At 61.0% G+C, this 26,975-nt stretch carries 21 protein-coding genes and 8 pseudogenes; 22 read left to right on the top strand and 7 right to left on the bottom strand.

Going from position 1 to position 26,975, the window contains the following annotated elements; translation table 11 throughout:
* Positions 1–35: 35 nt before the first annotated feature.
* The 12 genes from dctA to IVB23_RS15210 all read left to right on the top strand — a co-directional run bounded on the left by dctA (position 36) and on the right by IVB23_RS15210 (position 11,345).
* On the top strand, positions 36–1,331 hold the full coding sequence (dctA, locus tag IVB23_RS15265; RefSeq protein ID WP_247804057.1) for a C4-dicarboxylate transporter DctA: 1,296 nt from the start codon (positions 36–38) through the stop codon (positions 1,329–1,331).
* Between the two features lie 566 nt (positions 1,332–1,897).
* The gene (trbB, locus tag IVB23_RS15260; RefSeq protein ID WP_247804893.1) at positions 1,898–2,818 is read left to right on the top strand and encodes a P-type conjugative transfer ATPase TrbB; all 921 of its coding nucleotides are present in this window, start codon (positions 1,898–1,900) and stop codon (positions 2,816–2,818) included.
* 2 nt (positions 2,819–2,820) lie between these two features.
* Positions 2,821–3,141, top strand: coding sequence for a TrbC/VirB2 family protein (locus IVB23_RS15255; protein ID WP_247278044.1), 321 nt, complete (start codon positions 2,821–2,823; stop codon positions 3,139–3,141).
* On the top strand, positions 3,141–3,404 hold the full coding sequence (locus IVB23_RS15250; protein WP_247319927.1) for a VirB3 family type IV secretion system protein: 264 nt from the start codon (positions 3,141–3,143) through the stop codon (positions 3,402–3,404). The genes IVB23_RS15255 and IVB23_RS15250 overlap by 1 nt, the downstream gene beginning before the upstream one ends.
* Before the next feature lie 8 nt (positions 3,405–3,412).
* Positions 3,413–5,845: a conjugal transfer protein TrbE gene (trbE, locus tag IVB23_RS15245; RefSeq protein WP_247804055.1), complete on the top strand. Its 2,433-nt coding sequence runs from the start codon at positions 3,413–3,415 to the stop codon at positions 5,843–5,845.
* Positions 5,845–6,579, top strand: coding sequence for a P-type conjugative transfer protein TrbJ (gene trbJ, locus IVB23_RS15240; protein WP_247804891.1), 735 nt, complete (start codon positions 5,845–5,847; stop codon positions 6,577–6,579). The genes trbE and trbJ overlap by 1 nt, the downstream gene beginning before the upstream one ends.
* A 2-nt stretch (positions 6,580–6,581) precedes the next feature.
* Complete coding sequence (trbK-alt, locus tag IVB23_RS15235) at positions 6,582–6,953, top strand: putative entry exclusion protein TrbK-alt (RefSeq protein WP_247804053.1); 372 nt, start codon at positions 6,582–6,584, stop codon at positions 6,951–6,953.
* 3 nt (positions 6,954–6,956) lie between these two features.
* Entirely contained in the window at positions 6,957–8,189 is a 1,233-nt protein-coding gene (gene trbL / locus IVB23_RS15230) for a P-type conjugative transfer protein TrbL (protein WP_247804051.1), read from the top strand.
* 49 nt (positions 8,190–8,238) lie between these two features.
* Positions 8,239–8,919 carry a conjugal transfer protein TrbF gene (gene trbF, locus IVB23_RS15225; RefSeq protein WP_247804045.1) on the top strand — a complete coding sequence of 227 codons (681 nt, stop codon included), beginning with the start codon at positions 8,239–8,241 and terminating at the stop codon, positions 8,917–8,919.
* A gap of 1 nt (position 8,920) precedes the next feature.
* Complete coding sequence (gene trbG / locus IVB23_RS15220) at positions 8,921–9,895, top strand: P-type conjugative transfer protein TrbG (protein ID WP_247804044.1); 975 nt, start codon at positions 8,921–8,923, stop codon at positions 9,893–9,895.
* A complete protein-coding gene (locus IVB23_RS15215; protein WP_247804040.1) occupies positions 9,892–11,097 on the top strand; it encodes a TrbI/VirB10 family protein in 1,206 nt (401 codons plus the stop codon). The genes trbG and IVB23_RS15215 overlap by 4 nt, the downstream gene beginning before the upstream one ends.
* Before the next feature lie 5 nt (positions 11,098–11,102).
* Positions 11,103–11,345, top strand: a complete 243-nt coding sequence (locus tag IVB23_RS15210) for a DUF2274 domain-containing protein (protein ID WP_247804039.1) — start codon at positions 11,103–11,105, stop codon at positions 11,343–11,345.
* Here the strand turns inward: IVB23_RS15210 and IVB23_RS15205 are convergent.
* From IVB23_RS15205 to IVB23_RS15190, 4 genes and pseudogenes are all read right to left on the bottom strand, one after another.
* Positions 11,318–12,270, bottom strand: a pseudogene (locus IVB23_RS15205) (LysR substrate-binding domain-containing protein). The gene IVB23_RS15210 and the pseudogene IVB23_RS15205 sit on opposite strands and share 28 nt — an antisense overlap.
* A 76-nt stretch (positions 12,271–12,346) precedes the next feature.
* Positions 12,347–12,978 (bottom strand): annotated as a pseudogene (locus tag IVB23_RS15200) (acyl-homoserine-lactone synthase).
* A 76-nt stretch (positions 12,979–13,054) separates the two neighbouring features.
* Positions 13,055–13,279 carry a helix-turn-helix transcriptional regulator gene (locus tag IVB23_RS15195; RefSeq protein ID WP_247804037.1) on the bottom strand — a complete coding sequence of 75 codons (225 nt, stop codon included), beginning with the start codon at positions 13,277–13,279 and terminating at the stop codon, positions 13,055–13,057.
* A pseudogene (locus IVB23_RS15190) lies at positions 13,276–13,571 on the bottom strand (autoinducer binding domain-containing protein). Before IVB23_RS15190 ends, IVB23_RS15195 begins: the two are co-directional and overlap by 4 nt.
* Positions 13,572–14,118: 547 nt before the next feature.
* On the opposite strand from IVB23_RS15190, the gene ald reads away from it, so the two are divergent.
* Both ald and ltrA read left to right on the top strand, forming a co-directional pair.
* Complete coding sequence (gene ald / locus IVB23_RS15185) at positions 14,119–15,231, top strand: alanine dehydrogenase (RefSeq protein WP_247804036.1); 1,113 nt, start codon at positions 14,119–14,121, stop codon at positions 15,229–15,231.
* 487 nt (positions 15,232–15,718) lie between these two features.
* A complete protein-coding gene (ltrA, locus tag IVB23_RS15180; protein ID WP_247799886.1) occupies positions 15,719–17,095 on the top strand; it encodes a group II intron reverse transcriptase/maturase in 1,377 nt (458 codons plus the stop codon).
* Between the two features lie 243 nt (positions 17,096–17,338).
* Here ltrA and IVB23_RS15175 read toward each other — a convergent pair.
* Positions 17,339–18,086 (bottom strand): annotated as a pseudogene (locus IVB23_RS15175) (MFS transporter); the annotation flags it as partial.
* 1 nt (position 18,087) lies between these two features.
* Positions 18,088–19,025: pseudogene (locus tag IVB23_RS15170) on the bottom strand (aldehyde dehydrogenase family protein); the annotation flags it as partial.
* A gap of 99 nt (positions 19,026–19,124) precedes the next feature.
* On the opposite strand from IVB23_RS15170, the pseudogene IVB23_RS15165 reads away from it, so the two are divergent.
* From IVB23_RS15165 to IVB23_RS15135, 8 genes and pseudogenes are all read left to right on the top strand, one after another.
* Positions 19,125–20,066, top strand: a pseudogene (locus IVB23_RS15165) (IS630 family transposase).
* A gap of 745 nt (positions 20,067–20,811) precedes the next feature.
* Positions 20,812–21,177 carry a hypothetical protein gene (locus tag IVB23_RS15160; RefSeq protein WP_247319901.1) on the top strand — a complete coding sequence of 122 codons (366 nt, stop codon included), beginning with the start codon at positions 20,812–20,814 and terminating at the stop codon, positions 21,175–21,177.
* Complete coding sequence (locus IVB23_RS39350; RefSeq protein ID WP_256469079.1) at positions 21,174–21,305, top strand: hypothetical protein; 132 nt, start codon at positions 21,174–21,176, stop codon at positions 21,303–21,305. Before IVB23_RS15160 ends, IVB23_RS39350 begins: the two co-directional genes overlap by 4 nt.
* 218 nt (positions 21,306–21,523) lie before the next feature.
* Entirely contained in the window at positions 21,524–21,724 is a 201-nt protein-coding gene (locus IVB23_RS15155) for a hypothetical protein (protein WP_247319900.1), read from the top strand.
* A 26-nt stretch (positions 21,725–21,750) separates the two neighbouring features.
* Positions 21,751–22,158, top strand: coding sequence for a hypothetical protein (locus IVB23_RS15150; RefSeq protein ID WP_247804035.1), 408 nt, complete (start codon positions 21,751–21,753; stop codon positions 22,156–22,158).
* Positions 22,159–22,741: 583 nt separating this feature from the next.
* A pseudogene (locus IVB23_RS15145) lies at positions 22,742–23,083 on the top strand (transposase); the annotation flags it as partial.
* Positions 23,084–23,660: 577 nt separating this feature from the next.
* Positions 23,661–23,831, top strand: a complete 171-nt coding sequence (locus tag IVB23_RS15140; RefSeq protein ID WP_247804032.1) for a hypothetical protein — start codon at positions 23,661–23,663, stop codon at positions 23,829–23,831.
* On the top strand, positions 23,821–25,920 hold the full coding sequence (locus IVB23_RS15135) for a recombinase family protein (protein ID WP_247804031.1): 2,100 nt from the start codon (positions 23,821–23,823) through the stop codon (positions 25,918–25,920). The genes IVB23_RS15140 and IVB23_RS15135 overlap by 11 nt, the downstream gene beginning before the upstream one ends.
* On the opposite strand, the pseudogene IVB23_RS15130 reads toward IVB23_RS15135, so the two are convergent.
* Positions 25,914–26,853 (bottom strand): annotated as a pseudogene (locus IVB23_RS15130) (IS3 family transposase); the annotation flags it as partial. The gene IVB23_RS15135 and the pseudogene IVB23_RS15130 overlap by 7 nt on opposite strands.
* Between the last annotated feature and the right edge of the window lie 122 nt (positions 26,854–26,975).

Genomic DNA, 26,975 nt, shown 5'->3' with positions numbered 1-26,975 from the left:
CCCCTCTTTGGTACCACGGCGCCGGGTCGAGCGTGATGTACAATCACCGCCAGCGCCGCTCTGTCAAAGCCGCCGCCCTGTTCCAGCCATCTCGCCCCTGGTACAATGTTCTTTATATCCAGGTACTCATCGCGATCTTGATTGGCGTTCTCGTTGGCTGGTTGTGGCCTGCTGTGGGGACGAACAGCTGGGTCAAAGCGCTTGGTGACGGATTCATCAAGCTGATCAAAATGGTGATTGCGCCGATCATCTTCTGCACTGTTGTGTCCGGAATTGCGCATGTTCAGGATGCACGAAAGGTCGGCCGTGTCGGCGTCAAGGCGCTGCTTTACTTCGAGATCGTGTCAACCTTCGCGCTAATCCTGGGTCTCGTGATGGGCAATCTCGTTCAGGCCGGCCATGGGCTCGCTCCCAGGGCTGATGGCGCGGCGGTAGCCAACTACGTCAAAAGAGCGGAAGGGCAGAAGGCGGTCGATTTCCTCCTCAATATTATTCCGGATAGCGTAGTTGGCGCTCTGGCCCAAGGCGACGTGCTACAGGTGCTGCTGTTTGCCATCCTATTCGGGTTCTCGCTGATGGCGCTTGGCGAGCGGGGTGAGCGGATGCGCAGTCTGGTCGACGATGCTGCACACGCGGTGTTTGGTGTCATTAGGATCGTAATGAAGGCAGCGCCAATCGGGGCGTTCGGCGCCATGGCCTACACTATCGGCGAATTCGGGCCGTCCGCGCTCGGTAAACTCATCGGCTTGGTTGCGCTGTTCTACGTGACAGCCGGGCTCTTCGTGATCATTGTGCTTGGTCTGGTCGCGCGCTTGGTCGGTTTTTCTATTCTAAAGTTCATCGTCTACATCAAGGATGAGCTGCTGATCGTGCTCGGAACGTCGTCGTCCGAAAGCGCGCTGCCGCAGTTGATGGAAAAACTCGAACGGCTGGGCTGTTCCAAGCCGGTCGTTGGCCTGGTGGTGCCGACAGGATACTCTTTCAATTTGGATGGGACCAACATTTACATGACGTTGGCGACCTTGTTCATCGCGCAGGCGCTCGGGGTCGATCTCGACTTCGGCCAGCAGCTCACGATACTCGTTGTGGCGATGCTCACCTCGAAGGGCGCAAGTGGTGTTACCGGTGCCGGGTTCGTCACCCTGGCCGCAACGTTGACCGTGGTCAGTCCTGACCTCGTCCCGGGCATTGCGATCGTATTCTCGATCGACAAGTTCATGAGCGAGGTGCGCGCGCTTACCAACATCATCGGGAACGGTATTGCCGCGGTGTTTGTGTCGTGGTGGGAAGGTGAACTCGACCATGTCTCGCTACACGCGCAGCTCAAGTAGATCTCAGCTCGGCCATTGCGGACTAGAAATCACTCTTTGAATGCCTGCATTCTGCGTTGGCAATCGTCGTGCAGTACTGGGCCAGCCTGATTCCAGGGGGAATGGTGCAGGGTCATTACACTCACGGTGGTGCACCAGACCAGCGTCGGCATTGGAGCCTGCGGCAGCCCGCCGGCTGATGTGGTTCATTATCCCGGGTTTGAGCTTCCTCAAAAAAGCGGGAGCTCAATCGTGCCCATGCGAGGGAGTGACAGTGGTTCAGGAGAAGCAACGGAGCCTGAGCAAACACCGCGACCGAGAGAGGCGTAAAAATAGTAAGCTTCGGATCATTGGTCATTGCTGATTTCTCGCCTCGCCGCCGAGGGGTCGGCGCGTCAAGCCGGCGCTCTTTTCAAATGTTCCTTTCTCTACGCTAGACTACGAACGGCATATTCCCTTTGTTGCGGTAACACACGACCTATCTTTTATTTGCCTTCAGATGAGGGCGCCGAAGCGGCCTCAGCAGCTTGGGGCAAATCGTGGCGATCCATTCTTTTGATTCAGAAGCGAACTTGCGCGGAGCGCGTATGCTGCGTACCGCGTTGGGACCCGCCATCGCAGCGTTTTTGGAAGATCCGGCAATCGTCGAGGTGATGCTCAATCCCGATGGCCGACTGTGGATCGACCGACTGTCGAGCGGCCTTACGGATACTGGCAAGAATATATCCCCCTCTGACGGAGAGCGAATCATCCGAGTGGTGGCTCACTACGTGGGAGCCGAGGTTCATCCCGGGAGCCCACGGATTTCTGCCGAGCTGCCCCAGACGGGGGAGCGCTTTGAGGGGCTGCTGCCGCCGGTCGTTGCCGCGCCAACATTTGCGATCCGAAGGCCGGCGGTCGCCGTGTTCAGCCTCGAGGATTACGTCGCAGTCGGCGTCATGACGCCGGATCAGGCCGGTGCATTGAGGGATGCAGTTTGCGCGCGCAGGAACATTCTGGTCGCCGGCGGCACCTCGACCGGCAAGACGACACTGACCAATGCCCTTCTCGCCGAGGTGGCTAAAACGACTGACCGTGTAGTTCTCATCGAAGATACGCGCGAGCTTCAGTGCTTGGCGCCAAACCTCGTGGCGCTCCGCACGAAGGACGGCTTGATCTCGCTCTCCGACCTGGTCCGTTCGTCGCTTCGTCTGCGCCCCGATCGAATTCCCATTGGTGAGGTGCGCGGAGCCGAGGCGCTCGATTTGCTCAAGGCCTGGAGCACAGGACATCCGGGCGGAATCGGCACGATCCATGCCGGAACGGCGCTCGGGGCGCTACGCCGACTCGAGCAGTTGGTCCAGGAAGCTGTTGTCACAGTCCCCCGGCCGCTTATCGCCGAAACAATCAACGTGATCGCGGTGCTCAGCGGCCGCGGCGCCGAACGCCGCTTGAGCGAGCTCGCCCGCGTCACCGGCTTAGGAGTATCAGGTGATTACAACCTTTCTGCAATTGGAGACCGGTCATGACGATGCCTTCATCTCTCCGCCGCGCCAGCATTCCGGCCACGGCAATTGTGACCCTTTGGCTGAGCAGTATCCCGGCTTGCGCCGCTGGCTCAAATATGCCGTGGGAGCAACCGCTCAACCAGATTTTGCAATCGGTCGAGGGTCCCGTCGCCAAGATTATCGCGGTCATCATCATCATCGTGACCGGGCTCTCGCTCGCATTTGGCGACACGTCTGGTGGCTTTCGTCGCCTGGTTCAGATCGTGTTCGGTCTGTCCATCGCCTTTGCGGCATCAAGCTTCTTTCTGTCTTTCTTCTCCTTCGGCGGCGGCGTGGTGATCTAATGGAGGAGCCTGTCGCAGGCTTTATCGCGCCCGTGCATCGTGCGCTCACCGAGCCTATCCTGATGGGCGGTGCGCCGCGCGCCGTGGCGATCGCCAACGGCACGTTAGCGGCGGCACTCGGTCTTGGGCTGCGCCTGTGGGTTGCCGGCCTTTTCCTCTGGTTCGTCGGCCACATGGCCGCCATCTGGGCCGCAAAACGCGATCCCGATTTCGTGGAAGTCGTGCGCCGGCACGTCCGTATTCCAAGCCACCTCAGGTCCTAGAGTTGCCTATGATGAATCTTGCCGAATATCGCCGTTCAAACACGCGCCTTGCCGACTTCCTGCCTTGGGCGGCCCTGGTCGATGAGGGCATCATTCTCAACAAGGATGGATCCTTTCAGCGAACGGCCCGGTTCAGAGGGCCGGATCTCGACAGCTCAGTGTCTGCCGAGCTGATTGCTGTCGCAGGCCGCCTCAACAATGCGCTCCGTCGCCTCGGATCGGGGTGGGCCGTCTTCGTCGAGGCGCAGCGGCATTCGGCAGGACGCTATCCGCCTGATACATTCCCGGACGTCGCCTCGGCGCTGGTGGATGCGGAGCGGAAAGCGCAATTCGAGGAGGCCGGCAGCCACTATGAGTCGAGTTACTATCTGACTTTCCTCTATCTGCCTCCGGCAGAGAGTGCGGCCGTGGCGGAGCGCCTGCTGTACGAGGGCAGCCATCGCGCTGCAGGAGCGGATGCGCGCGAGGTGCTTGCCGGCTTTGTCGACCGGACTGGCCGCGTCCTGCAGCTCGTCGAGGGTTTCATGCCGGAATGCGGTTGGCTTGATGACGAGCAAACGCTGACCTACCTGCATTCGACGGTCTCGACCAAACGGCACCGCGTGCGCGTGCCAGAAATCCCGATGTATCTCGATGCGTTGCTGGCCGATCAATCGCTGGTAGGCGGTCTTGAACCCATGCTGGGCGACGCGCATCTGCGCGTTCTGACGCTCGTGGGGTTCCCGACTGCGACCACGCCCGGGATTCTCGACGAGCTGAACCGGCTGGCATTCCCGTATCGCTGGTCGACGCGGGCGATCATGCTCGACAAGACAGATGCCACAAAGCTCCTCACAAGGATCAGGCGGCAATGGTTTGCCAAGCGCAAGTCGATCGCCTCGATCCTGAAGGAGGTGATGACGAACGAGGCCTCCGCGCTTTTGGATACCGATGCCCACAACAAGGCGATGGATGCGGACAGTGCGCTCCAGGAATTGGGTTCGGATCAGATCGGCGAGGTCTTCGTCACGGCAACGGTCACGGTCTGGGACAGGGATCCGCGCGCAGCCGACGAAAAGCTCCGCCTCGCCGAAAAGGTCATCCAGGGCCGGGACTTCACATGCATGGCCGAGACGGTCAATGCCGTCGAAGCCTGGATCGGCAGCCTGCCGGGACAAACGTACGCGAACGTCCGCCAGCCGCCGGTCTCGACCCTGAACCTCGCCCATATGATCCCGCTATCTGCGGTATGGGCCGGAGAGGTGAGGGATCACCACTTCAAGGCGCCCCCATTGTTCTTCGGTAAGACTGAAGGTTCCACGCCATTCCGGTTTTCTCTGCATGTCGGAGATGTCGGCCACACGCTGGTCATCGGACCGACGGGCGCCGGCAAGTCGGTCCTGCTGGCGCTTATGGCGCTGCAGTTCCGCCGCTACAGCGCGGCGCAGATCATTGCGTTTGACTTCGGCGGCTCGATCCGCGCATCGGCCATCGCCATGGGCGGCGACTGGCATGATCTCGGCGGCGCGTTGGAATCGTCAGAACTCGTCGCCCTGCAGCCGCTTGCGCGCATCGACGATCTCGGCGAGCGAGGCTGGGCATCCGACTGGATCGCATCGATCCTGTCGCGCGAGCGGATCGAGGTCACGCCTGAGACTAAGGATCACGTCTGGTCGGCGTTGACCTCGCTCGCCTCGGCGCCGGTTACGGAGCGGACGCTGACTGGGCTCTCCGTTCTCCTGCAATCCAACGCTCTCAAGCGCACGCTGCAGCCCTACTGCCTCGGTGGGCCATACGCGCGGTTGCTGGACGGCGAGCACGAACGGCTGGGTGAAGCCTCCGTCCAGGTGTTTGAGACCGACGGATTGATTGGGACCTCTGTCGCGCCCGCAGTTCTGGCCTATCTGTTTCACCGGGTCGAGGACCGCTTAGACGGCCGTCCGACACTGCTCATCATCGACGAAGGCTGGCTCGCGCTCGATGATGCCGATTTTGCCGGCAAGCTCCGCGAATGGCTCAAAACGCTTCGCAAGAAGAACGCCTCGGTCATTTTTGCGACCCAGTCGCTTGCCGATATCGACGGCTCCAAAATCGCGCCTGCCATCATCGAGAGCTGCCCGACCCGGATCCTGTTGCCAAACGATCGCGCCATTGAGCCGCAGATCATGGCGATTTACCGGCGCTTTGGGCTGAATGACCGCCAGATCGAGATCCTCGCCCGCGCCACCCCCAAGCGACACTACTACTGCCAATCCCGACGCGGCAACCGCCTGTTCGAGCTCGGACTTGGCGAAATCGCGCTCGCCTTTGCGGCCGCCTCGTCCAAAGCCGACCAGGCTCTCGTCGATCGGGTGCTTGCCGAGCACGGAAGGGACGAGTTCGTCACCGGTTGGCTCAAGACGCGAGACCTCGGTTGGGCCTGCAATCTCATTCCGCAGCTCGCCAAACAAGGAGCGCTCTGATGAGCTGTATCCGCCCGCTTCTGGCAGCAAGTATCATCGCCATGACCATGATCCAATCGCCCCGCGAAGCGAAGGCGCAGTGGATCGTGTTCGATCCCAACAACTACGTTCAGAATGTGCTGACGGCCGCGCGTGAGCTGCAGCAGATCAACAACCAGATCACTTCGCTCCAGAACGAAGCGCAGATGCTGATCAACCAGGCGAAGAACCTGACGAGCCTGCCTTATTCATCGTTGCAACAGCTCGAGCAGTCGATTCAGCGCACCCAGCAGCTACTCTCGCAGGCGCAGCGGATTGCCTACGACGTCCAGCAGATCGATCGCGCGTTTTCGACCACCTATGCGCCGGCATCCGCGAGCATCTCCGATGGGCTCCTGGTCGCAAATGCCCAAACACGCTGGCAGAACTCAGTTGCCGGGCTGCAGGACGCCATGAGGGTCCAAGCGAGCGTTGTCGGCAATCTCGACGCCAACCGCACCCAGATGTCCGCCCTCGTGACGGCGAGCCAGGGCGCAGCGGGTGCGCTCCAGGCAAGTCAGGCCGGCAACCAGCTCCTTGCGCTGCAAGCCCAGCAGCTTGCGGACCTTACCGCGACTGTTGCCGCGCAAGGTCGCGCACAGACGCTCGAATCCGCCCAGCGGGCTGCAGCGCAGGAGCAGGGTAGGGAGCAGCTGCGGCGCTTTCTCAGCCCGGGCCAAAACTATCAACCGACAACCGTGCAGATGTTCCACTGATCATGAAAATACGATTTGAACGACTACCTGTTGCGGCAGCAGCTGGTCTTGCTGTCCTGTTGGTTGCCGCCTGCGCCATTCGCCTGCGCACCGACGAGAGCGCGACCCAGTCTTCCGTCTCTCTGGCCTCAAAACCGGATGTGACTGCAGCAAAGCTCGAGCAATGCCGTACCGTCACCTACGAGCAGAAAGATGCTCTGCTTGAATGCCAGAAGATCTGGGCCGAGCAGCGCAATCAGTTCTTAGGCGGAAGCAGGGCAATTGATGGTTCGGATAGCCGGACCGGCGCGGCGCCATTCCCCTCTCCAGTCCCGCGTAAGGACGAAAGTCGCCTCCCGTCCGGCTTTTCCTCCATTCCGAGCCAAAGCGAGTGAGCCATGGGCGGCACGGGCGTCATCGACCAGTTTCTGGAAACCTTTACCCGCTACATCGATTCCGGATTCGGTCTCGTCGGGGGCGAAGTTGGATATGTCGCCACAACGCTGGCTGCAATCGACATCACCCTGGCTGGCCTGTTCTGGTCGTTCGGAACGGACGAGGACGTCATCGTCCGGCTGGTCAAGAAAACCTTGTTTGTCGGCGTCTTTGCTTACCTGATTGGCAATTGGAATAACCTCGCCCGGACGGTCTTCGAAAGTTTTGCGGGGCTAGGTCTGAAAGCCTCAGGGACAAGCCTTTCGTCAGCAGATTTCCTAAGGCCGGGCCGCATTGCGCAGGTAGGCCTTGATGCAGGCCGGCCGATCCTGGACTCCATCTCTGGGCTGATGGGCTATGTCAGCTTCTTTGAGAATTTCGTGCAAATCGTGGTCCTGCTGTTTGCTTGGATCGTGGTGCTGCTCGCGTTCTTTATCCTGGCGATCCAGCTGTTCGTCACCCTCATCGAATTCAAGCTGACGACACTTGCCGGCTTCGTCCTGATCCCCTTCGGCCTGTTCGGCAAGACCGCTTTTGCGGCCGAACGGGTGCTGGGCAATGTCATCTCATCGGGGGGCAAGGTTCTGGTCCTTGCCGTCATCGTGGGCATCGGATCGACCCTGTTCTCGCAGTTCAGGGGCGGCTTTGGCGGCAACCAGCCGACCATCGAGAATGCGATGGCACTTGTCCTGGGCGCGCTCGCCCTCTTGGGCCTTGGCATCTTCGGTCCCGGTATCGCCAATGGCATCGTCTCCGGAGGTCCGCAGCTTGGCGCAGGCACCGCCGTCGGCACGGGCCTCGCTGCCGGTGGGGTGATCGCGGCAGGAGCTGGCGTTGCCGCCGGCGCTGCAGGTCTTGCTGCAGGCGCGATTGCGGGCTCGCTGCGCGGTGGAAGCGCGATCGCAAGTGGCGCGACGAACATGTTGCGGGCGGGAAGCTCCGGCGTCGAGGCGAGCGCGCCAGGCGCGGCAAGTCCCTTGCGTTCGCTCGCAGCCGGCCTTGGGCGAGGGGCTGGTCAAGTCGGTCAGGAGGAGGGGGGCTCCTCGGCCGCGCCCGACAGTCCGCCAGCCTGGGTTCGGCGTATGAAGCGGGCGCAGACCATCCAGCATGGAGCATCAGCGGCCACGCAGGCGGTTCGGTCAGGCGATCACGGCGGGAGTGGCGCATCGGTCGACCTCTCACAAGACAATCGCTGAGTTCGCTGTCTCTCCAAATCCATTTCCAACCATGCCTTGAGGTCCACAAATGTTCAAACGATCGGCCGTTCACTATGGCCGCACGCCGGAGCCGGTCACGCCCTATCAACGCGCAGCTCAAGTCTGGGATGACCGCATTGGTGCAGCACGAGTCCAGGCCAAGAACTGGCGGCTCATGGCATTCGGTTGCCTGTTCCTCTCCGCGGGCTTTGCTGGAGCTCTGGTCTGGCAATCAGCCCATGGCACGATCACGCCCTGGGTGGTTGAGGTCGATCAATTGGGTGAAGCGAAAGCAGTTGCCCCTGCAAATGCTGCCTACCAGCCGACGGACCCTCAAATAGCGTTTCACCTGGCGCGCTTCATCGAGCACGTCCGTGGCCTGCCGATGGACGCGATTGTCCTCCGCGAGAACTGGCTGCGTGCCTACGACTTCACGACCGATCGCGGCGCCGCCGCGCTCAACGACTATGCCCGCAACAACGACCCCTTCGCCAAGCTCGGAAAGACGCAAATCGCGATCGAGGTCTCGAGCGTCATCCGAGCCTCGCCTGAGAGCTTTCGCCTCGCCTGGATCGAGCGCCGCTACGACAACGGCCAACTTGCCGCAACGGAACGGTGGACTGCGATCCTTACCATCGTCGTGGAAATGCCTCCCGATCTGGATCGCCTACGCAAAAATCCCCTTGGCATCTACGTCAACGCGATCAACTGGTCAAAGGAGCTCGGCTAACATGCCGTCAGGTCTCGTTATTGTGTCACGAAAAGTGCGGCCGTGCTTACCTCTGGCTCTTCTGGTCTGTGTCTCGACGCTCGGCGGCTGCACGACCTTCAGGCCGCCGCAAATCAGCTACGACAACGAGCTCCCGCCGGCACCGGACTTTCCGGCGCTTGCCGATGATCGCCCGCGACCGCTGCATGTGCCGCCGGCCTGGAAGGCTGCACGAGGCGGCAACAGCGCGGAGGCCAAGGAGCCTGTCGAGCGCATCGAAACCGCAAATGACGCTGCACGCGTGCAGCCTCGCAAAGCCGGCTACTACAATGCGGTGCAAGTGTTTTCCTATAGTCCGGGCGCGCTCTACCAGATCTATGCCGCGCCGGGGCAAATTACGGACGTTGCCCTCGAGCCCGGTGAGCAGCTGATCGGCTCAGGACCGGTCGCCGCAGGCGATACCGTCCGCTGGGTGGTCGGCGACACCGAGAGTGGCAGCGGCGACACCCGCCGCGTTCACATCATGGTCAAGCCCACCCGTCCCTCGATCGAGACCAACCTCGTCGTCAATACTGATCGCCGTACTTACCTGATCGAGCTTCGCGCCAAAGAAAAGCCCTATATGCCCTCGGTCGCCTGGTTCTATCCGGCGGATCGTGGCGGGCGAACGCGAGCTTTACCGCCGGCACCCTTTATTCCGGACCTGCCGGCGCGCCGCTACCGCTACGCCATCGAGGGCGACAGCCCGCCTTGGCGTCCCGTCAACGCTTATGATGACGGCCGAAAAACCTACATTGAATTCTCCCCCGGCGTCAGTCAGGGCGAGATGCCGCCGCTCTTCGTGATCGGGCCCGACGGCAAAACCGAGATCGTCAACTACCGCGCTTACGGAAATGTGCTGATTGTTGACCGGCTGTTCGCGGCCGCGGAACTGAGGCTGGGCGAGGAGCGCCAGCAGAAGGTCAGGATCGTGCGAACCGACGGGAGGTCGCTTTGAACGATACTGACCAGGCAATCGATACACCAAAGGAAGCGCCTCGGGGCAAGCCGCCGGAAGAGATCGCCGAAACCCTGCGGCTCCGGCCGGATCGGCCAAAAGTTACGCGCCTCTCGCGGAAAGTCCTTATCGGCGGCAGCGCCCTTGTGCTCGCGCTGATCACTGGCGCGGTGCTCTGGGCGCTGCACGAGAAACGGTCACGTACTTCAGCGCCCGAGGAGCTTTACGCGACCGACCACCGCAATATCGCCGATCAGCTTGCGACCTTACCAAAGGATTACACCGAGATCCCGAAGGACGTGCCGCGCCTGGGGCCGCCTTTGCCGGGCGATCTCGGCCGGCCGATCGTCGCAGCACAGGGATCTTCGACGTCCAGCTCGCTCGGTATCGATGCCGAACAGCAGCGTATCAACCAGGAGAGCGAGGCAGCACGGACCAGCAAGGTATTTGCCAGCACCAATGTCCGGCCACAAGCCCCTGCCACTTCATCGAGCGAAGCTCGTTCAAGCGCCGCGCCATCATCGGACGAAGCATTTGCTCAGAATGGCCAAGACCGAAAGCTCGCGTTCGTCAGTGCAACGGTCGATCGCCGAACGACAAGCTCCGATCGCCTTGTGAGGCCGGCTTCGCCTTTTGTCGTTCAGGCCGGAACGGTCATCCCGGCCGCTCTGATCACAGGAATCCGGTCCGACCTGCCTGGCCAGATCACGGCGCAAGTCACAGAATCGGTGTACGATTCTCCTACCGGTCGAGCTCGCCTTATCCCCCAGGGAGCAAGGCTGATCGGGAGCTACGATAGCCAGGTCGCATTTGGGCAGTCGCGCGTGCTCCTGGTCTGGACGCGCCTTATCATGCCGAATGGGAGATCGATTGTTTTGGAACGGCAGCCCGGTGCAGATGCGGCAGGCTACTCTGGTCTTGAGGACGAAGTCGACAATCATTGGAAGGAATTGTTGGGGGCCGCCGCTCTTTCGACGCTGCTTTCCGTCGGCACGGAGGTGAATTCCGGGGCGGATAACGGCAATACCAACAACGATCTCATTGCCGCCCTCCGCCGTGGAGCTGGGGATTCGATCAATCAAACAGGCCAGCAGGTGGTCCGCCGCAATCTCAACATACAGCCGACTTTGACGATCCGTCCGGGATTTCCGGTGCGGGTGATCGTCAACCGTGACCTGATGCTCGAACCGTATAGAGGTTGAGGACGATGGCAAAGCTTAAGCTCGGAGCAATCGAAGACGACAAGCCGATCAAGATTACGCATGAACTGCCCGCGAGCGTGCACAGGGATCTCGTGGCATATGCCCAGATCCTTGCACAGGAGACCGCTCACCCGATCGGAGATCCGGCCAAGCTTATCGCGCCCATGCTGGCCCGGTTCATGGCGGCCGACAGGAGCTTCCGGAAAGCGCGCCGCGCGCGTCAGCGACCGATCGAAGGCGAGGAATAGCGCTCGGAGAGTAACATCAGGAATTCCTGCAGGGCCGGGTCTCACTGTCGGCGTGCCAATAGGCAGAAAACTCGAATCGGCTCGCGCCCGCGCCATCGCGCAGCTCTCGGTAGACAAGGTCCGCCAAATTCGCGCCTTTGTCGGACTCGAGCACGAGGCTTATTCCTGTGTTCATGCTGATCAGGCTTTTGATGATGCCGCGACTGACGTCGTGGCGCTCGATTTTTGGGCGGACCTCAGGCGAGACGAGCTTGGAAACCAGAAGACATTCGAGCTCCTTTCCGGGGTCGTAGTGGCTGAGCAGCACCGTCTCGCCGCGCAGGTCGGTCCAGTAGACAGTCTCGGCGCGAACTGAGAGGATGGTCATGAGGCAAGGCAACGAGAACACGCTCGCTCCACAGAGACATGGCTTTAGTGTCCAAACACGGCAAGCTCCCCGTGACGATCAGGAGATCAAGCGCTCCGTTGCGGAGTGCCGCTGCTAAACGTGTTCTTGATCGTTCAACCTCGCAAGCGCGATCTGCGGGAACCGCTCCTTGAACTCAAGTAAGGAGGCTTGCAGATTGCCGGCCGAAAGCGATGTGCAGAAACCGACGCTCAGACGGCCGGTTTCGCTGTTGTGAACGGATCGCGCGGTTGCGATGAGTGGGTCGAATTCCTCCAGGATGGTCCTGGCCAATCGAAGGACGTCGCAGCCGGGCCGCGTTGGGCGCACACCTCCGCTGAAGCGCTCGAAAATTGGAACGCCCAAGTGGTGCTCAAACTCGCTGATTGTTCGGCTGAGGCTCGATTGTTGGGACCTCAGCAACTCGGCGGCTCCACGAACGCTCCCGCAATCGGCCGCAGCCACGGCCCATCTCAGGTGTTTCAGTTCGAGCGCTTTACTGGCTTGAAGTGACGGTCGTGTTCGACGTGGCTTGTGCATCGCAAGTCTTGAGAGAGAAGAGCGGCCTTCCCGCACCAATCTGGTGCGATGCTGCGATTGGGTTTGCTTCCAGAACCTAGGCAGCCGCTTGAATGACCGGAGCCCAGAGCGCCGGTCCCGAGATGTGCCCCGCCTTGCGGATGCGGTCCAACGCATCGGGCGAGACCTCCAGGTACCCGGCAACCGCCATGGTGTTTCCGAGAGGGCGAGCTTTTCCCACTCTGCGAAGGGGCCATCCGGCCCGGCGAAGAATGCGCTCCATGCGGGCGTCGGTCACAGTGACGATTTCGATCAATTCAATGGAAAGGCCGAATTCAATCGTACCCGCAAACAGCTCGTAACTGGCAGCAGCAAGTCCGCAGCTCGCCTTCGGCGCATCCGCGGGAACATCGAGCGCGAATCGGCTGCTCTCCCAGATCCGATCGCTTCGTGGCGCCGACTGCCCGTCCAGCAGGATCGGAAGGTGTCCCTCAGCATGGTTGGACCGGTCGAAGGCAAAAGTCGGACGCAACCTTGAATACGTCCGGCTCCCGAGCGGTTCAGTAGATGCACCGGTCGAAGGACGTCAAACTCGTCGACTTCCATGTCGCCGCTGACCTCGACGGTCCAATCCAGGCGCTGCTTGAAAACGCGGTAGCGCAGCCGGTGCATCTCGGCGAGACCGTGGAGGAATTCCCCGTAGTATTCCGGCGTGATGAGCTGCATCATTTTTGCCTCCCTGCTTCGTTTCGGCAACTAAGCAGAGAGGCCTAGGCAAACGCATCCTGTGCAGTTCCACAGGCGTTTATGGAAGGCCGGTGTTTAATTTTCGAGATTTTGTTTCGGTCAACAGCACGATCGCTTGACGAAGCGAGCTGACACCGAGCTTCGCACGGGCGTTGTCCAGGTGAAATCCCGCAGTTCGCTCTGCGATGCCGAGAATGATCCCGATCTCCCCAGCCGATTTACCGCGCGCGGACCATTCGAGACACTGGTACTCGCGAGGAGACAGCACCACGCCGCCGATCATGCGATCAATCGTCCAGAAGCGTTTTGCATGCTCATGGAAAACGTTGCGATTAATCGCAGGCTCTGGGCGTGTTCGACAAGCGCGCGCTCGAAACCAGTTCGACGCTCGTCACTTGCAAAGCTCAGCGCGGCGATTGCGCCCTTGTCATCGTGGATAGGAAATGTAAACCGCAGCGAATCCCAAATTTTTCGGCTTCTTCGAACAAAGCGCGTTCGGACTCCGACCGATTTCGCGCTTCAAATCCAAGGCCCCATCGGAAGGGCTTAGGCTGGCGCATTGCCCGACGTACCACCGGATCGACGGATTCGTAGCCGCGCTGCAGATAGATGGCGGTCCAGGAGGGGGATATGTCGAGATCGGTTGGGAGCACTGCCTGGCTCGCGGGGAAGAGCGAGATATGCGAAGCACGACAGTTTGAGCGCAGCGGCGACCTCAGCCATGCTCTGCTGAGCTGCGTCTCGATGCGTGCTTTCGGTCAATCGTTCAGCAAACCTTTGAAAAACCCGATCCATCTTTGATGAATCCGCGGGCCTCCCTCGCAAGCGCTACTCGTGCTAGCGAATCGAGCATCGCTGCGAATGAGGCAAAACAACGAAGAAGTCGATCCAGTCGGCGTAAATCAATCCTGATCACGAGCGCCTGGTTTGGCTGCCGGGGCCGCATCAGGTCTTGCCACCCTGTGGTAGCATCCCTGCCAACTCGGCGGTCTTCGGTCGTCTGTTCGAAATCCTGCAAACAGGCGGGGAAGATCGCCGGATTACTGCGCTATTTGGCTTCTCGCCTCGCAGGTTTGTACCGCTCTTCCGATTACAACGAGCTGCTCACCAAGGAGATTGCAAATGAAGGTCGGTGTTCCCAAGGAAATCAAGACGCACGAATACCGCGTCGGCCTGACGCCTGGGGCCGTCCGCGAATACGTTGCAGCTGGCCACAGCGTATTGGTCGAGAGCAATGCCGGCGCCGGGATTGGCGCGACAGATGATAACTACCGCAAAGCTGGCGCGACGATTGCGACCTCTGCTCGCGAGGTATTCGCGTCGAGCGAAATGATCGTGAAAGTCAAGGAGCCACAGCCCTCCGAATGGGCGCAGCTTCGAGAAAACCAGATCCTCTTCACTTATCTGCATTTGGCTCCGGATCCGGAGCAGGCGAAGGGCCTCATGAAGTCTGGCTGCACCGCAATTGCCTATGAAACTGTGACCGACGCGCACGGTGGCCTTCCACTGCTTGCCCCTATGAGCGAGGTTGCGGGAAGACTTGCGATTGAAGCCGCGGGTGCGGCGCTGAAGCGGTACGCGGGCGGACGGGGACTGCTGATTGGCGGGGTACCGGGCGTGCCACCCGCTCGCATTGTGGTGATCGGCGGGGGCGTTGTCGGCACTCACGCTGCACGGATGGCGGCAGGCTTGGGCGCTGAGGTCACGATCCTCGACCGTTCGATTCCCAGGCTTCGCGAACTGGATGAGCTGTTCGAAGGGCGAGTACGTACCAGATTCTCGACGATCGACGCCGTTGAAGAAGAGGTATTTGCGGCGGATGTTGTCATTGGTGCCGTTCTCGTTCCTGGCGCGAGCGCGCCGAAACTGGTCAGCCGCGGTATGTTGAGTTCGATGCGCAAAGGCTCCGTGATCGTGGACGTAGCGATCGATCAGGGCGGATGTTTCGAGACATCCCGGGCGACGACACATGCCGATCCAACCTATGAGGTGGATGGCGTTATCCACTATTGTGTCGCAAACATGCCGGGAGCTGTGCCGCTCACCTCAAGCCAGGCACTCAACAACGCTACGCTGCCTTTTGGTTTGGCTCTCGCCAGTAAGGGATTTGCAGCTGTGCTCGAAAATCCGCATCTGCGCGCAGGCCTGAATGTCTATCGGGGCCGGCTAACCTATAAGGCTGTCGCCGAGAGCCTTGGTCTTCCCTTCTCGCCGATCGAACAGGCTGCGGCCTGATCCTAGAGGTCCCCTACGGGACGTTTCGCCGCAGACTTGGGCCGCTCATCAGAGTGGCCCTTTTTGTGGTGTGCCGAGTATGAACGACAGCTTGGAGGTGGAAGTCCTCTACCCAGCCTGATGACGGCGAAGGGTTAGCGAAGCGCAAGGGCGTCATCGCGAGGTGGGGTCTGAAGACAGCGTGGAGCAAAGCCGCGGCTCGATGGACAATTACCGGATAACGAGGCCTACCCGGCCGGACGAGCGAGCTACTGATCGCGAAGTCCATAGTCATCAAGGGTCGGGGTGGTAAATCCGGCGGGCGTGCGGCGAAGGCGGTCGGTCTTACCTCGGGAGGTCTGTGCGGTGTCCCGGCAACGGGACTGAGGTCGTCGCAAGGCGATCTGACCGCCGTGCAGAAGTCAGCAGAGGGCATAGTGGGCGGCAGCGCGCCGCTGAAGGCCCGAACGGTGGAAGTGGTCAGTAGAGCGGTCATCTCGCGCGAGCCATGCGACAGAAAACTCAGGTCGAGCTGAACTTGGGCACCGGAACAAGGGGTGAAGCCCCGAATACCGCCGCCCAAGAGGTCGAAGCAAGTGCGGCGGGGGCCAGTCTCGAACGCCCGGCGGTCGCAGGGCCGTCGATGGAAGCAGTAGTCGAGCGTGAGAACCTGAAGAAAGCGTTGGCGCAAGTGAAGCGCAACAAGGGTACGGCGGGCGTCGACGGAATGACCGTCGACGAACTGCCGGCCTACCTGAAGGAGCACTGGCTCACGATCCGCGCCCAGTTGCTTGATGGCACCTACAAGCCACAGCCGGTGCGGCGGGTGGAGATACCGAAGGCATCGGGCGGCCTGCGGCCGCTCGGCATCCCGACGGTACTCGACCGCTTTATCCAGCAAGCGGTGATGCAGGTGTTGCAGGCAGATTGGGACGGAACGTTCTCCGAGGCGAGCTTCGGCTTCCGGCCGACCCGCTCGGCGCATCAGGCGGTGGAACGGGCGCAGACCTACATTGCGTCCGGGCACGCCGTTGTCGTGGACATCGATCTGGAAAAGTTCTTCGACCGGGTCAACCACGACATCCTGATGGGGCTTGTGGCCAAGAGAGTTGCTGACAAGCGCCTCCTGAAGTTGATCCGCGGCTTTCTGACCGCGGGTGTGATGGAGGGAGGACTGGTCAGCCCGACTGAGGAGGGGACGCCGCAGGGTGGCCCGCTCTCGCCGCTGTTGTCGAACCTGATGCTGGATGTGTTGGACAAGGAATTGGAGAAGCGCGGACATCGCTTCGTGCGTTACGCCGATGACTGCAACGTCTATGTGCGTAGTCAGAAAGCGGGTGAGCGGGTGATGGCCGGCATCGAGAAGTTCCTTGCAAAGCGTCTCAAGCTGAAGGTCAACAAGGCCAAGAGCGCGGTCGCCAAACCGAGTGTCCGCAAGTTCCTGGGCTTTAGCTTTACATGGGAGCAGCCGCCACGACGGCGTATCGCGCCGCAGGCCGTCGCCCGCTTCAAGGCGAAGGTTCGGGAGCTGACGCGACGCACGGGCGGCCGAAGCCTCGCGCAGAGCGTCAAGGAGCTGTCCGTCTATCTCAAAGGATGGCGCGGCTACTTCGGCTTCTGCCAAACTCCGTCGGTGTTGCGCGCGCTTGATGAATGGATCAGGCGGCGGTTGCGCGCCGTCGTCTGGAAGCAATGGAAGCGCGGACCCGCTCGCTTTGCCGAGTTGCGACGCCGCGGCGTCGGCCGGGTTCTGGCGGCAAAGACCGCCAGCAGCCCACGTGGCCCTTGGCGGCTCGCGAACAGCCCCGCGCTCAACATGGCCTTGCCAATCGCCCTCTTCGGTTCACTCGGTCTGGTGTCCATCGCAGCTCAGCGCACCGCATAATCCGCCGAACCGCCGTATACGGACCCGTACGTACGGTGGTGTGGGAGGGGAGGAGTCGCGAGACTCCCCCCTATCCCGATTGCCGAGTATGAGCGACAGCTTGGAGGTGGAAGTCCTCTCCCCAACTTGATTGACGGCGAAGGCTTAGCCACGCGCAAGGGCGTCAACGTGCCCGGGATCCTTGAATGCGGGTGCGATGGAAGGGACTACAGCTAGTGCCTGCGCCGCGCTCTCAACCAGCAGCTAGCGCTCACTCGCGGCGCGGTCGGGCATATCATCCTTCCAGCGTACCGATCCAAACGGGCGCTCCAGCGACAGATACTCAGGGGCTCAGGCCCGATATGGAAAGCCATGGCCTTCTCGTGTAATGCGCACTCCGACTGGTCCAGCGGTTGCGTTGGCGCAAATATCGAGTCATGTCGGGCAGTCTAGCGCTCAGTCCACAGCTCGGGTCGGCGATATCACGCGCAAATTGACCAACCATAGGCGCCGTTGCGTCGCCGGTAGAGCTGCACATCCTGCATGAGGTTGTGGAAGGCTCGCGCATTTTCCGAGGCCACGCGATAGTCGAGCTCAACTACCAGTGGGCCGCTCCGGCAGGTCAGCGGGAGCCGCACCTTAGGATCGGCAAGCATGTCGGCGTCATCCCCGCGCTCGGTGATGGCCGGCATGCGCAGCCAGCGCCCAAGCAGCGGCAAGAGCAGCATCAGTCCGGCAAAGGCGAGCAGCGTGATGTCGACACCGACGGCGTCGGTGAGACGCCCCCAGCCCCAACTGCCAACTGCGAGGCCCCCAGAGAACGCAGCCTACCAAGCCGCAACGGATTGGTCCGCAACCCAGCGCGGGCGGAGAGCTGCACGCCAATGTTGAACAGCGTCCACGTCCATACGGCGCCCGCCAAAACCAGAGCTGCGGCTGTCAAGACCGAATTATGACTGAGCACAACCGCCGCGATCGCGCCGCTCATGGACAATGTGAACCGCAGCCTCGCGGATCTTTATCGCCGCGACCTTCGTCGAGAGCTCCTGCACGAATTCCTCATAGATGCCTGCCTGTGCGTAGAGGCGGTTGGCGCAGACGCAGGTCTGGCCCATGTTGCGGTATTTGGAGACGATGGCGCCTTCGATGGCGGCATCGATATCGGGTCGTCGAACACCACGAAAGGCGCCTTACCGCCGAGCTCGAGGCCGAGCTTCTTCAGGCCGACGGAGGCCCGACGGTAGAGGATCTTGCCGACCTCGGTCGAGCCGGTGAAGCCGACAAAGCGCACGGCCGCGTGCTCGCACAAAACCTCGCCGATCGGTCGCGAATCTCCGGTGAAGACGTTGAAGACACGCTTGGGCGCGCCGGCTTTCTCAGCGAGGGCTGCGAGCGCAAGCGCCGAGAGCGGCGTCTCACTGACTGGCTTCAGCGCCACGGTGCAGCCTGCGGCGCGCCGGCCATACCTTGCGGGTGATCATCGAGTTGGGGAAGTTCCACGGCGTGATGGCGCCGCAGACGCCAATCGGTGGCTTGATCGCAAGCAGCCTTGCATCCGGGCGCGGCGAGGGAATCGTTTCGCCATAGATGCGGCGCGCCTCTTCGGTGTAGAACTCGACATAGGCGCCAACGATATCGACTTCGCCTAGCGCCTCGGAGAGCGGCTTGCCCTGCTCGGAGGTCAGGATTAGCGCGAGATCCTCGCGATTGGCAACGATCATTTCGTACCATTTGCGCAGGATGTTGGAACGTTGCTTGGCTGTGAGCTTAGCCCATGCAGGGAGCGCTCGTTCAGCAGCCTCCACGGCTCTCGTGCAGCCGTCGGCCGAGAGCTGCGGCAGTTTGGCGAGCTCAATGCCGATCGCCAGATTGTTTTTACCGAAAGGCGAGGTGAGCCGACTCAGGCGCCATCAGTGTAGCAGGCCTCCCGCAGATGTGACGGGTTCTTCAGACGCTAGAGCGCTTTCCGTTTGATGTGAATCGGAAGATTAGGGGATTCCCTCGATCGGGCAAATCAGATTCGGTTCCTCCGACGACAACGGGGGGCACGATGGCGAAGGGATACTCGAAGGACCTGCGGGTGCGGGCCGTCTCGATGGTCGAGGAAGGCGAGAGCGCGCGGGAGGTCGCGCGTGTACTCAACATCGGTGCCTCGACGGCGATCCGCTGGATCGAGCGCTGGACAACGACCGGCAACGTCGAGGCCAAACCCGGCACCGGCCATAACCGCTCGCCGCTGAACAAACATGAGCAATGGCTACTCGATCTTATCGCCGGGGAGCCTGACCTGACGCTGGATGACATCCGCGTGCGGCTCAGCCGCGCGAAGAGGCTCAAGGTTGGAACGACCTCGATCTGGCGCTTCTTCGATCGTCACAAGATCACGTTCAAAAAAAACTCTGCACGCCGCCGAACAGGATCGGCCTGATGTTGCGGCTGCGCGCGCTGCGCTGAAAGCTGAGCAGCCTGCGCTTAAGGCGCCGCGCCTGGTGTTCATTGACGAGACCGCGGTCACGACGAAAATGGTCCGTCGCTATGGCCGTAGCCCGCGTGGCGAGCGGCTGGTCGCCAGCGTGCCACACGGTCACTGGAAGACGCTGACGTTCATCGCTGCATACGGTTCAAGGGCATGACCGCACCCTATGTCATCGATGGCGCGATGGATGGGCCAACGTTCATTGCATATGTCGAGCAGGTTCTCGCGCCGACCCTGAAAAAGGGCGACACCGTCTTTATGGACAATTTGCGCACCCACAAGATCGACGGCGTGCGCCAGGCGATCGAGGCGGCCGGCGCAAGCGTGCGCTATCTACCGGCCTACTCGCCAGATCTCAACCCAATCGAGCTGGCATTCTCCAAACTCAAAACGGCCGTCCGCAAGGCCGCGGCCCGCACCGTCAAAGCACTCTGGAAGCTGATCGGCAGGCTCACCAAGACGTTTGCGCCTGCGCAGTGCGTCAATTACTTTCGACACGCTGGCTATGGACGATGACCCACATCAAGTGGAAAACGCTCTAGCGCAGGAAGGACGAGCCTTGCGTGGGTTGTGCGGCGGCGGTCGGGGTCGTCGCGTTGCTCCTGGAGGTTTTCAAATCCGAGCAATCAGGTCTTCGTCGATCGCGAAAAAAGGCCGCGCGAGATACCGCGCGGCCGAGTCAGGGAGGAAAAAGCCCCGAAGGGCACTGAATAGGAGCTCGGCAAGTAAATGAACTCACTGGGAACTCCAATCTTGCACGAAACGTCGTCAGATCGTGCAAGCGGATATCGGATACTCATTTACCTGGGAGGATTGGAGGCGTTCGCAGCGATATCTTGCAGTTTTTGTGCGCAGATTTCGCCAAGTTCGCAGCAACTGCTATCTTGAAGCGTTTCTCGCGAGAATATTCGAACTTGCGTACTGTTCATTGAGGCCATCGAACACTCGCTCGTTGTACGCGTCCGTACCCTCGATAGCTCGGTTTCAGGATTTAGCAAATCAATCTAAATTAGTCAGCGCTCGTCAACGAGAGGCAGAGAAACATTGAGCTCGGCGATTTGGCAGGATAGCTGCGCGTCGCGACAGTGCGAACCAGCATCGGGCGCGTACGAACAAGTCATTTGAGGGGCAAAATGCGCAAAGTCGCGATCGGAATTGGACATCATCACCGCGTCGCGGATTCCGCGTTGGGCTACGCGAACAGCTGGCACTGCCGGGGATTTCAGGGGTCATTGTCACAGGCGCACTCTGCACTGTCGCCATGCTCTACGGGAGCGTGGCGCAACATGAGTCGAATGCCAGCAACGAATTCAAAGATCATGTCGTATCGTTGTCACAAACCTTCTTGGAATCCGGGCAAATTGCAACCGAATTCGAGCGCAAGCCCAGTGAAGAATCGATCAAGAAGCATGCCGATAATCATGAGCGCCAGCTCGCAGCATCCAGTCGTGTTGAGGGATTCGTGACCGATTTGCGCGACGATGACCCTCCCTGCGGTCTGTCATCAATCTTTATGCAACACGATTCCAGAACGTGGTCTCGGCCCAACGAAACCTTGGCTTCAACGAGAATTAAGGATTTCAAGGCAAGTTACGAATGGCCGTGCGCGCAGTTGAGCATCGGGTGAGCGAGCTCAATCAGCCTCAGCGCGCGATATTGATGCTGAAGATGCGCCGCCACGAGAATGAGTTCATGTTGCGCGGTGAGAACAGCCATCGCGATGAAAATCGTCAAAAAGAGTCTCTCCGGGGCTGAAATTCCATCACGGAGGTGGTTCCTCGGCACTGGCGTGGCGGAGCAAGAGCATCATAACTATCCTCCGTGAGGAGGACACGGCCGCGACGTCTCAGGCAATCAACGAACAACGGCAACTGTGGTGAAGTTCATAGTCTTGGAATCAGCTAGTAGTTCATTTGAAAGTTTCAGCGTGCTTCCTCGTGCTAGCATTCTTTTGCGCCTTCCGGAGTCGCCAAGTGTTCGACGCAACGACCACTGCGCTTTTGCGTGCTGTTCTTGAGGAGGTTTGCGAGGGTCTGCCTCGCAGCGAAACCGGCACTCGGGCCCATGTCGCTTCCAAGATCTTGGACGCCGCCAACAGAGGTGAGATCACGGCGGACCGCCTTAGGCAGGTCGGCATGGAAGCTCTTCGCTCTGCGCCAACAATGTGGCGGTAGGTGCGGACAACACTGATAGTGCTCATGTGAATTTCCAGGTCACGGTGTTGAAGATCCTTGTGAGCTACCCGGACGGGTTCGCATCCATGCCGGACCTCAAGCGAGACATGGCCATTTTGGCCACGAGCGGTCCCGATTGGGCGGCGCGCACCAAGGGAATGGGCGCCCGCGTGCCCGAGCTCGACCTTTTTTCGCAACGACTCGTCGAGCGTGTGAATGGAGGGTGGCGCATCACGGACGAGGGACGAGCGGTGCTCGAACTGATGGAGCCGCGCCCTGGCACGCCCCAAGTCCAGCCAGAGGACACGAGAGCTCGTGAGCTGGCATCGCCAGTGCCGGCACGATCCCATTCTGTCGAACTACGTCGGCGCGAGCCTGAACGACTGGGGCGGCGCCGGTCCTCTAAGAGCCGAACGTGCGCACCGCACTCTTAGACCGGACAATCTAGGCGATCAAGGCCGCGCCCGACGATCGGGTTGCCGAAGGAGAATTTTCGATGCCGTTGTGGGCTTCGAACGTTTTATTGGAGAGCTGGAACGAGAAGTGCTGATATCTCAGCATATATCGGGGAAAGGTGCTGTTGCTTCGATCAGATCCAAGATCCCGCGATGCGCAGTGCACCATTCATGTATGGACCTCGATTCTCGGCGCCTGAGCCGTTGGCTGAGGCCACGGCGCAGGCGCGGCCAAGTGGGACGGAGTGCCTGGGAGTCTCGCCGCCTCTCAACGGCAACAGTATCTGAGCGCTGATGCCGCTCGGCATAAAGCGATCGATGGCCGACACGCTTGGTTCGCATTGACTCACGTCAATTCGCTCCCGCCTCGTTCTTGAAACATCCCTCTTAGGCCGTCGTCCGTGAACAACGCCTAAGGTGCTGATCAGGAATCGGGTTTCCGGACGTTGGTGCGTTTCGGATTGCAGGCGTTGATAGGTTTGAGCATCGGAAGCCTGCAATTTGCAGTTTGAGATTCCGTCGAATCGCAAAGCCTGATTCGATGGCCGTATCGGAGGAGCCGATGCGACCGAAGAAGCCGAAAGCGACGGAAGAAGGCGATCTGTTTCGTGCCAGGCTCGATCAGATCATCAACATGAAGCACGAGCCGGTGCAGCTCGCCGGCAAGGTCGACTGGGCTTGGGTCGATGCGCAGATTGCACCGCTGTACAGCGACAAGGACCGCCCTGGGATCGAGACCCGCTTCGTGGTTGGGCTGCTGCTGCTCAAGCACATTTATGGTCTCTCCGACGAAGGCGTGTGCGATCGCTGGGTCCGTGATCCGTATTCCCAGCACTTCACCGGCGAGGCGTTTTTCCAGCACGAGTTTCCGCATGAGCGCTCGGATCTCAGCCATTGGTGCAAGTGAGCTGGTCCCGCTTGTCTGAACAGACTCTCCGCGTCGATAAGTGGAGCCTCTGCCGGGATTAGGCCGCCACGCGGAGCGGCGGAAGGTTGAAGTAGGCTTGATCCGGGGTCATGTCGTCAAGGCTCGAATGGGGCCTTCGTCCGTTGTACAACAAGGTTTGAGAACGCCCACAGGACCGTTCTTCGCGAGGTTCTTTATCGATATCATCCTTGGTTTGGCTGCCGAGTTTGCGTTCATGGGGCCGTCGACAAGGCCGGCGATGTCGCCTTCCGCTGCACGCTGGATGGATCGCAAGCAGATCGTTGGCTGGAGGTTCCTGCATGGATGTTCGACCGGACGGCATGCCCTGAGGCGGAGCTTTTGGCAGCTCGGCCATTTGTCAGCATAACCGCACTTGCAGCGCTTTCTGCGCTTCTCGATCTGGCGTTGATGGATCGAACGCCATCAGCTGCCCTGTTTTCTAGCGCATCCAGAGCCTCTCACAGCCAGAATCGGGGAGAGACCCATGTCACGGCAGACGGCAATGCCAGGGAGCGGATACCGACACAATCGACAACCGCGGCCGCAGCGGCAGATGGATCTGTTCGGGAGCGACCTGTCGCACGACGCCATCGGCGCGCCCGCATGGCCGGAGCTGCCGGCGGAAGCCCGGGCGGCCCTCACGAGGCTGATGACGCAGTTGATCCTCGACCATGCTGCGACGACAGCGACGCCGCCCGCGAAGGAGGCCGGTCATGATCTCTGACAAGGTCAGGCCACATCATCTGGAGCGCAAGGCGATTCTTTACGTGCGCCAATCCTCAGCACATCAGGTGTTGCACAATCGCGAGAGCAGCGCGTTGCAATACGCCATGCGGGACCGGCTGACGGCGCTCGGGTGGTCAGAGATCGAAGTGATCGATGATGATCTCGGTCGTTCAGCCGCCGGCGGGGTACAACGCGCTGGTTTTGAGCGGATGGTAGCGGACGTTTGCCTCGGTAAGGTTGGTGCGGTTTGCGCCCGCGAGGTCTCGCGCTTCGCTCGCAACAGCCGGGATTGGCAGCAACTCATCGAGATGTGCCGCGTGATCGACACCGTTCTGGTCGATCAGGAGACCATCTATGCGCCAAGGCACGGCAACGACCGCCTGCTGCTCGGGCTCAAGGGCAGCCTCAACGAGTACGAGCTGGATCTGTTGCGCCAGCGCTCGCTCTCGGCCCGCCACGAGAAGGCGCGCCGCGGCGAGTTGGTTGCGGCGGCGCCCGTCGGCTTCGTGAAGGCCGGCGACCGCTATGAGAAAGATCCGGATCGGCGCGTCCAGGAAGCGATCCAGTTGGTGTTCGACAAGGTCGAGGAACTGGGCAGTGCGCGACAGGCGCTCTGCTGGCTCCACGAGTACAATCTCGATCTGCCGGTGAAGCTGTCCAACGGCGACACAGCCTGGCGGCGACCGAGTTACTCCGCCATCCACCGGATCATTGAGAACCCGGTCTACGGCGGCGCCTATGCCTATGGTAAGACGGCTGTGGCGGCGGGATACACCGCCGAGGGCATGAGCGTGAAGATCCGCGGCAAGACGCGGAACGAATGGTTGACGTTGAAGCCTGATACCCACGACGGGTATGTGAGCTGGGAGAGGTTCGAGGCGATCCGCGCGATGGTCAGCAGCAACGTTCCCACTGGTCGGCATCACGGCGCGCCCAAGCATGGAGACGCGCTGCTGGCCGGTCTGATCCGGTGCCAGCGCTGCGGCCGCAAGCTCACACTCCGGTACTCCGGCATGAAGCACCATATCCCGCGCTACAGTTGCAGCCGCGCTTGGATGGACAATGGCGGCGCTCACTGCATCGCCTTCGGAGGATTGCGCGTCGATGATGCAATCGAGGAAGCACTGCTTGGCGTCGTCGGCCCAGGCGCTATCGCCGCTGCAACCGCTGCCGCCAAGGAAGCCGGGGAACGGCGCGATCAGGTGCGCGATGCGCTCAGTCGCGATCTGGAAGCGGCGCGCTATGCCGCCGACCGGGCTTTCCGGCAATACGATGCCGCTGACCCCGCGAACCGGCTGGTGGCGAGTGAGCTTGAAGCGCGCTGGAACAGGGCGCTCGCTCACGCGGCGGAGGTCGAGGACAAGATCGCTATGCATGATGCGGCGACGCCCGCACCTATTGCTGATCCAGCTTCGCTCGGCGTACTGGCCTCAAACCTCAAAACGGTCTGGGATGCGCCGACGACGGATGCTCGCCTCAAGAAGCGCATTGTGCGCACCCTCATCCATGAGGTCGTGGCCGATATCGACGACGCGGTTTCCGAGATCGTTCTCCTCGTCCATTGGGTGGGTGGCGCCCACAGCGAGTTGCGCTTGCCCAAGCGCCGGCGCGGACAGCGCAACAGCACCTCTGCCGATATCATCCAAGCCGTGCGTCAACTGGTGCTGATCGCCAGCGACGATCTGATTGCCGGCCTCTTCAACCGCAACGGCCTCAAGACGGGCAACGGCAATCGCTGGACCCGCGAGCGCGTCACATCAATGCGCTCGAACTACCACATCCCGGTGTTCAAGCCCGCCGATGACGGGATCGAACCCTGGCTCAACCTTGGCAACGCTGCAAAGCTCCTGAAGATTGCGCCCAAGACGCTCCGGCTGGCCGCCGAAGCCGGCGAAATCGAAGCCTTCCATCCGCTATCGGACGGCCCGTGGATCTTCGCCCGCGCCTCGCTGATAACAACTGCCGCTCAATCTATCGCCGAACGAGCGCGACAGAACCCAAGATACCCCACGGGATCGCATCCCAATCAGCAAAGTCTCTTCTCTTCAACAACATTGACAGATGGGTGTTCTGATGCGCGGTTGTAGAAGTCGAGATACCGGCCGATCGAATGTCGCGCCTCGCCGACGGTTTCGTAGGCTCGCAGATAGACCTCCTCGTATTTGACGCTGCGCCACAGCCGTTCGACGAACACATTATCTCGCCAGGCCCCTTTGCCGTCCATGCTGATGGCGATGCCCTTGCTGGCGAGCAGGCCGGTGAACGCCGCGCCGGTGAACTGCGAACCCTGGTCGGTGTTGAAGATCTCCGGCTTGCCATGGCGTGCCAAGGCTTCTTCCAGGGTCTCGACGCAGAAGGCTGCTTCCATCGTGATCGACAGCCGCCAGGACAGAACTCGACGGGTCGCCCAGTCGAGCACGACGGCGAGATAGATGAAGCCGCGCGCCATCGGGATGTAGGTGATGTCCATGGCCCAGACCTGGTTCGGATGCGTGATCTCCATGCCGCGCAGCAGATACGGATAGATCTTGTGGCCCGGTTCAGGCTTGGTGGTGCGCGGACGGCGATAGAGCGCCTCTATCCCCATCCGCCGCATCAGCGTCTTCACATGCCGGCGGCCGATCTTGCACCCCTGCAAAGCCAGCAGGCCTCGCAACATACGCGAACCGGCGAAGGGGAACTCCAGGTGCAGCCGATCCAGATGCCGCATGATCGCGAGGTCGGCGGACGACACCGGGCGCGGCAGATAATAAACGCTGCCGCGGCTGATCTTCAAAACTTCCGCCTGCTTGGTGATCGACAGATCGTGTCCACGGTCGATCATCGCTTTGCGCTCAGCAATCCCGCCTTGGTGAGCGCTCCTTCTAAAATTCGTTCTCCAGCGTCAGCTCTCCGATCTTGGCATGCAGCGACTTCACATCGACTGCAAGCGCGGCCGGCGGCCCGCCCCCTGGTCCGAAAATCTCGGAAGCATTGCCCTCAAGCTGCGATTTCCACGCCGTAATCTGATTGGGGTGAATGCGGCGCGACAATCAGGATGGAAGTGGAGCGTCAATCTGGATGAGAAGAGGCCGGCGGGCTTGTAACGCAGGGAGGGCGTAGCCCGACCGGAGTTACGAGCCCGCCGGCGGCGCGATCCCGG

This window comes from Bradyrhizobium sp. 191 (assembly GCF_023100985.1).
Lineage (GTDB): Bacteria > Pseudomonadota > Alphaproteobacteria > Rhizobiales > Xanthobacteraceae > Bradyrhizobium > Bradyrhizobium diversitatis.
The sequence above is the reverse complement of the archived record's forward strand: the minus strand, read 5'-3'. Positions and strand labels throughout refer to the sequence as shown.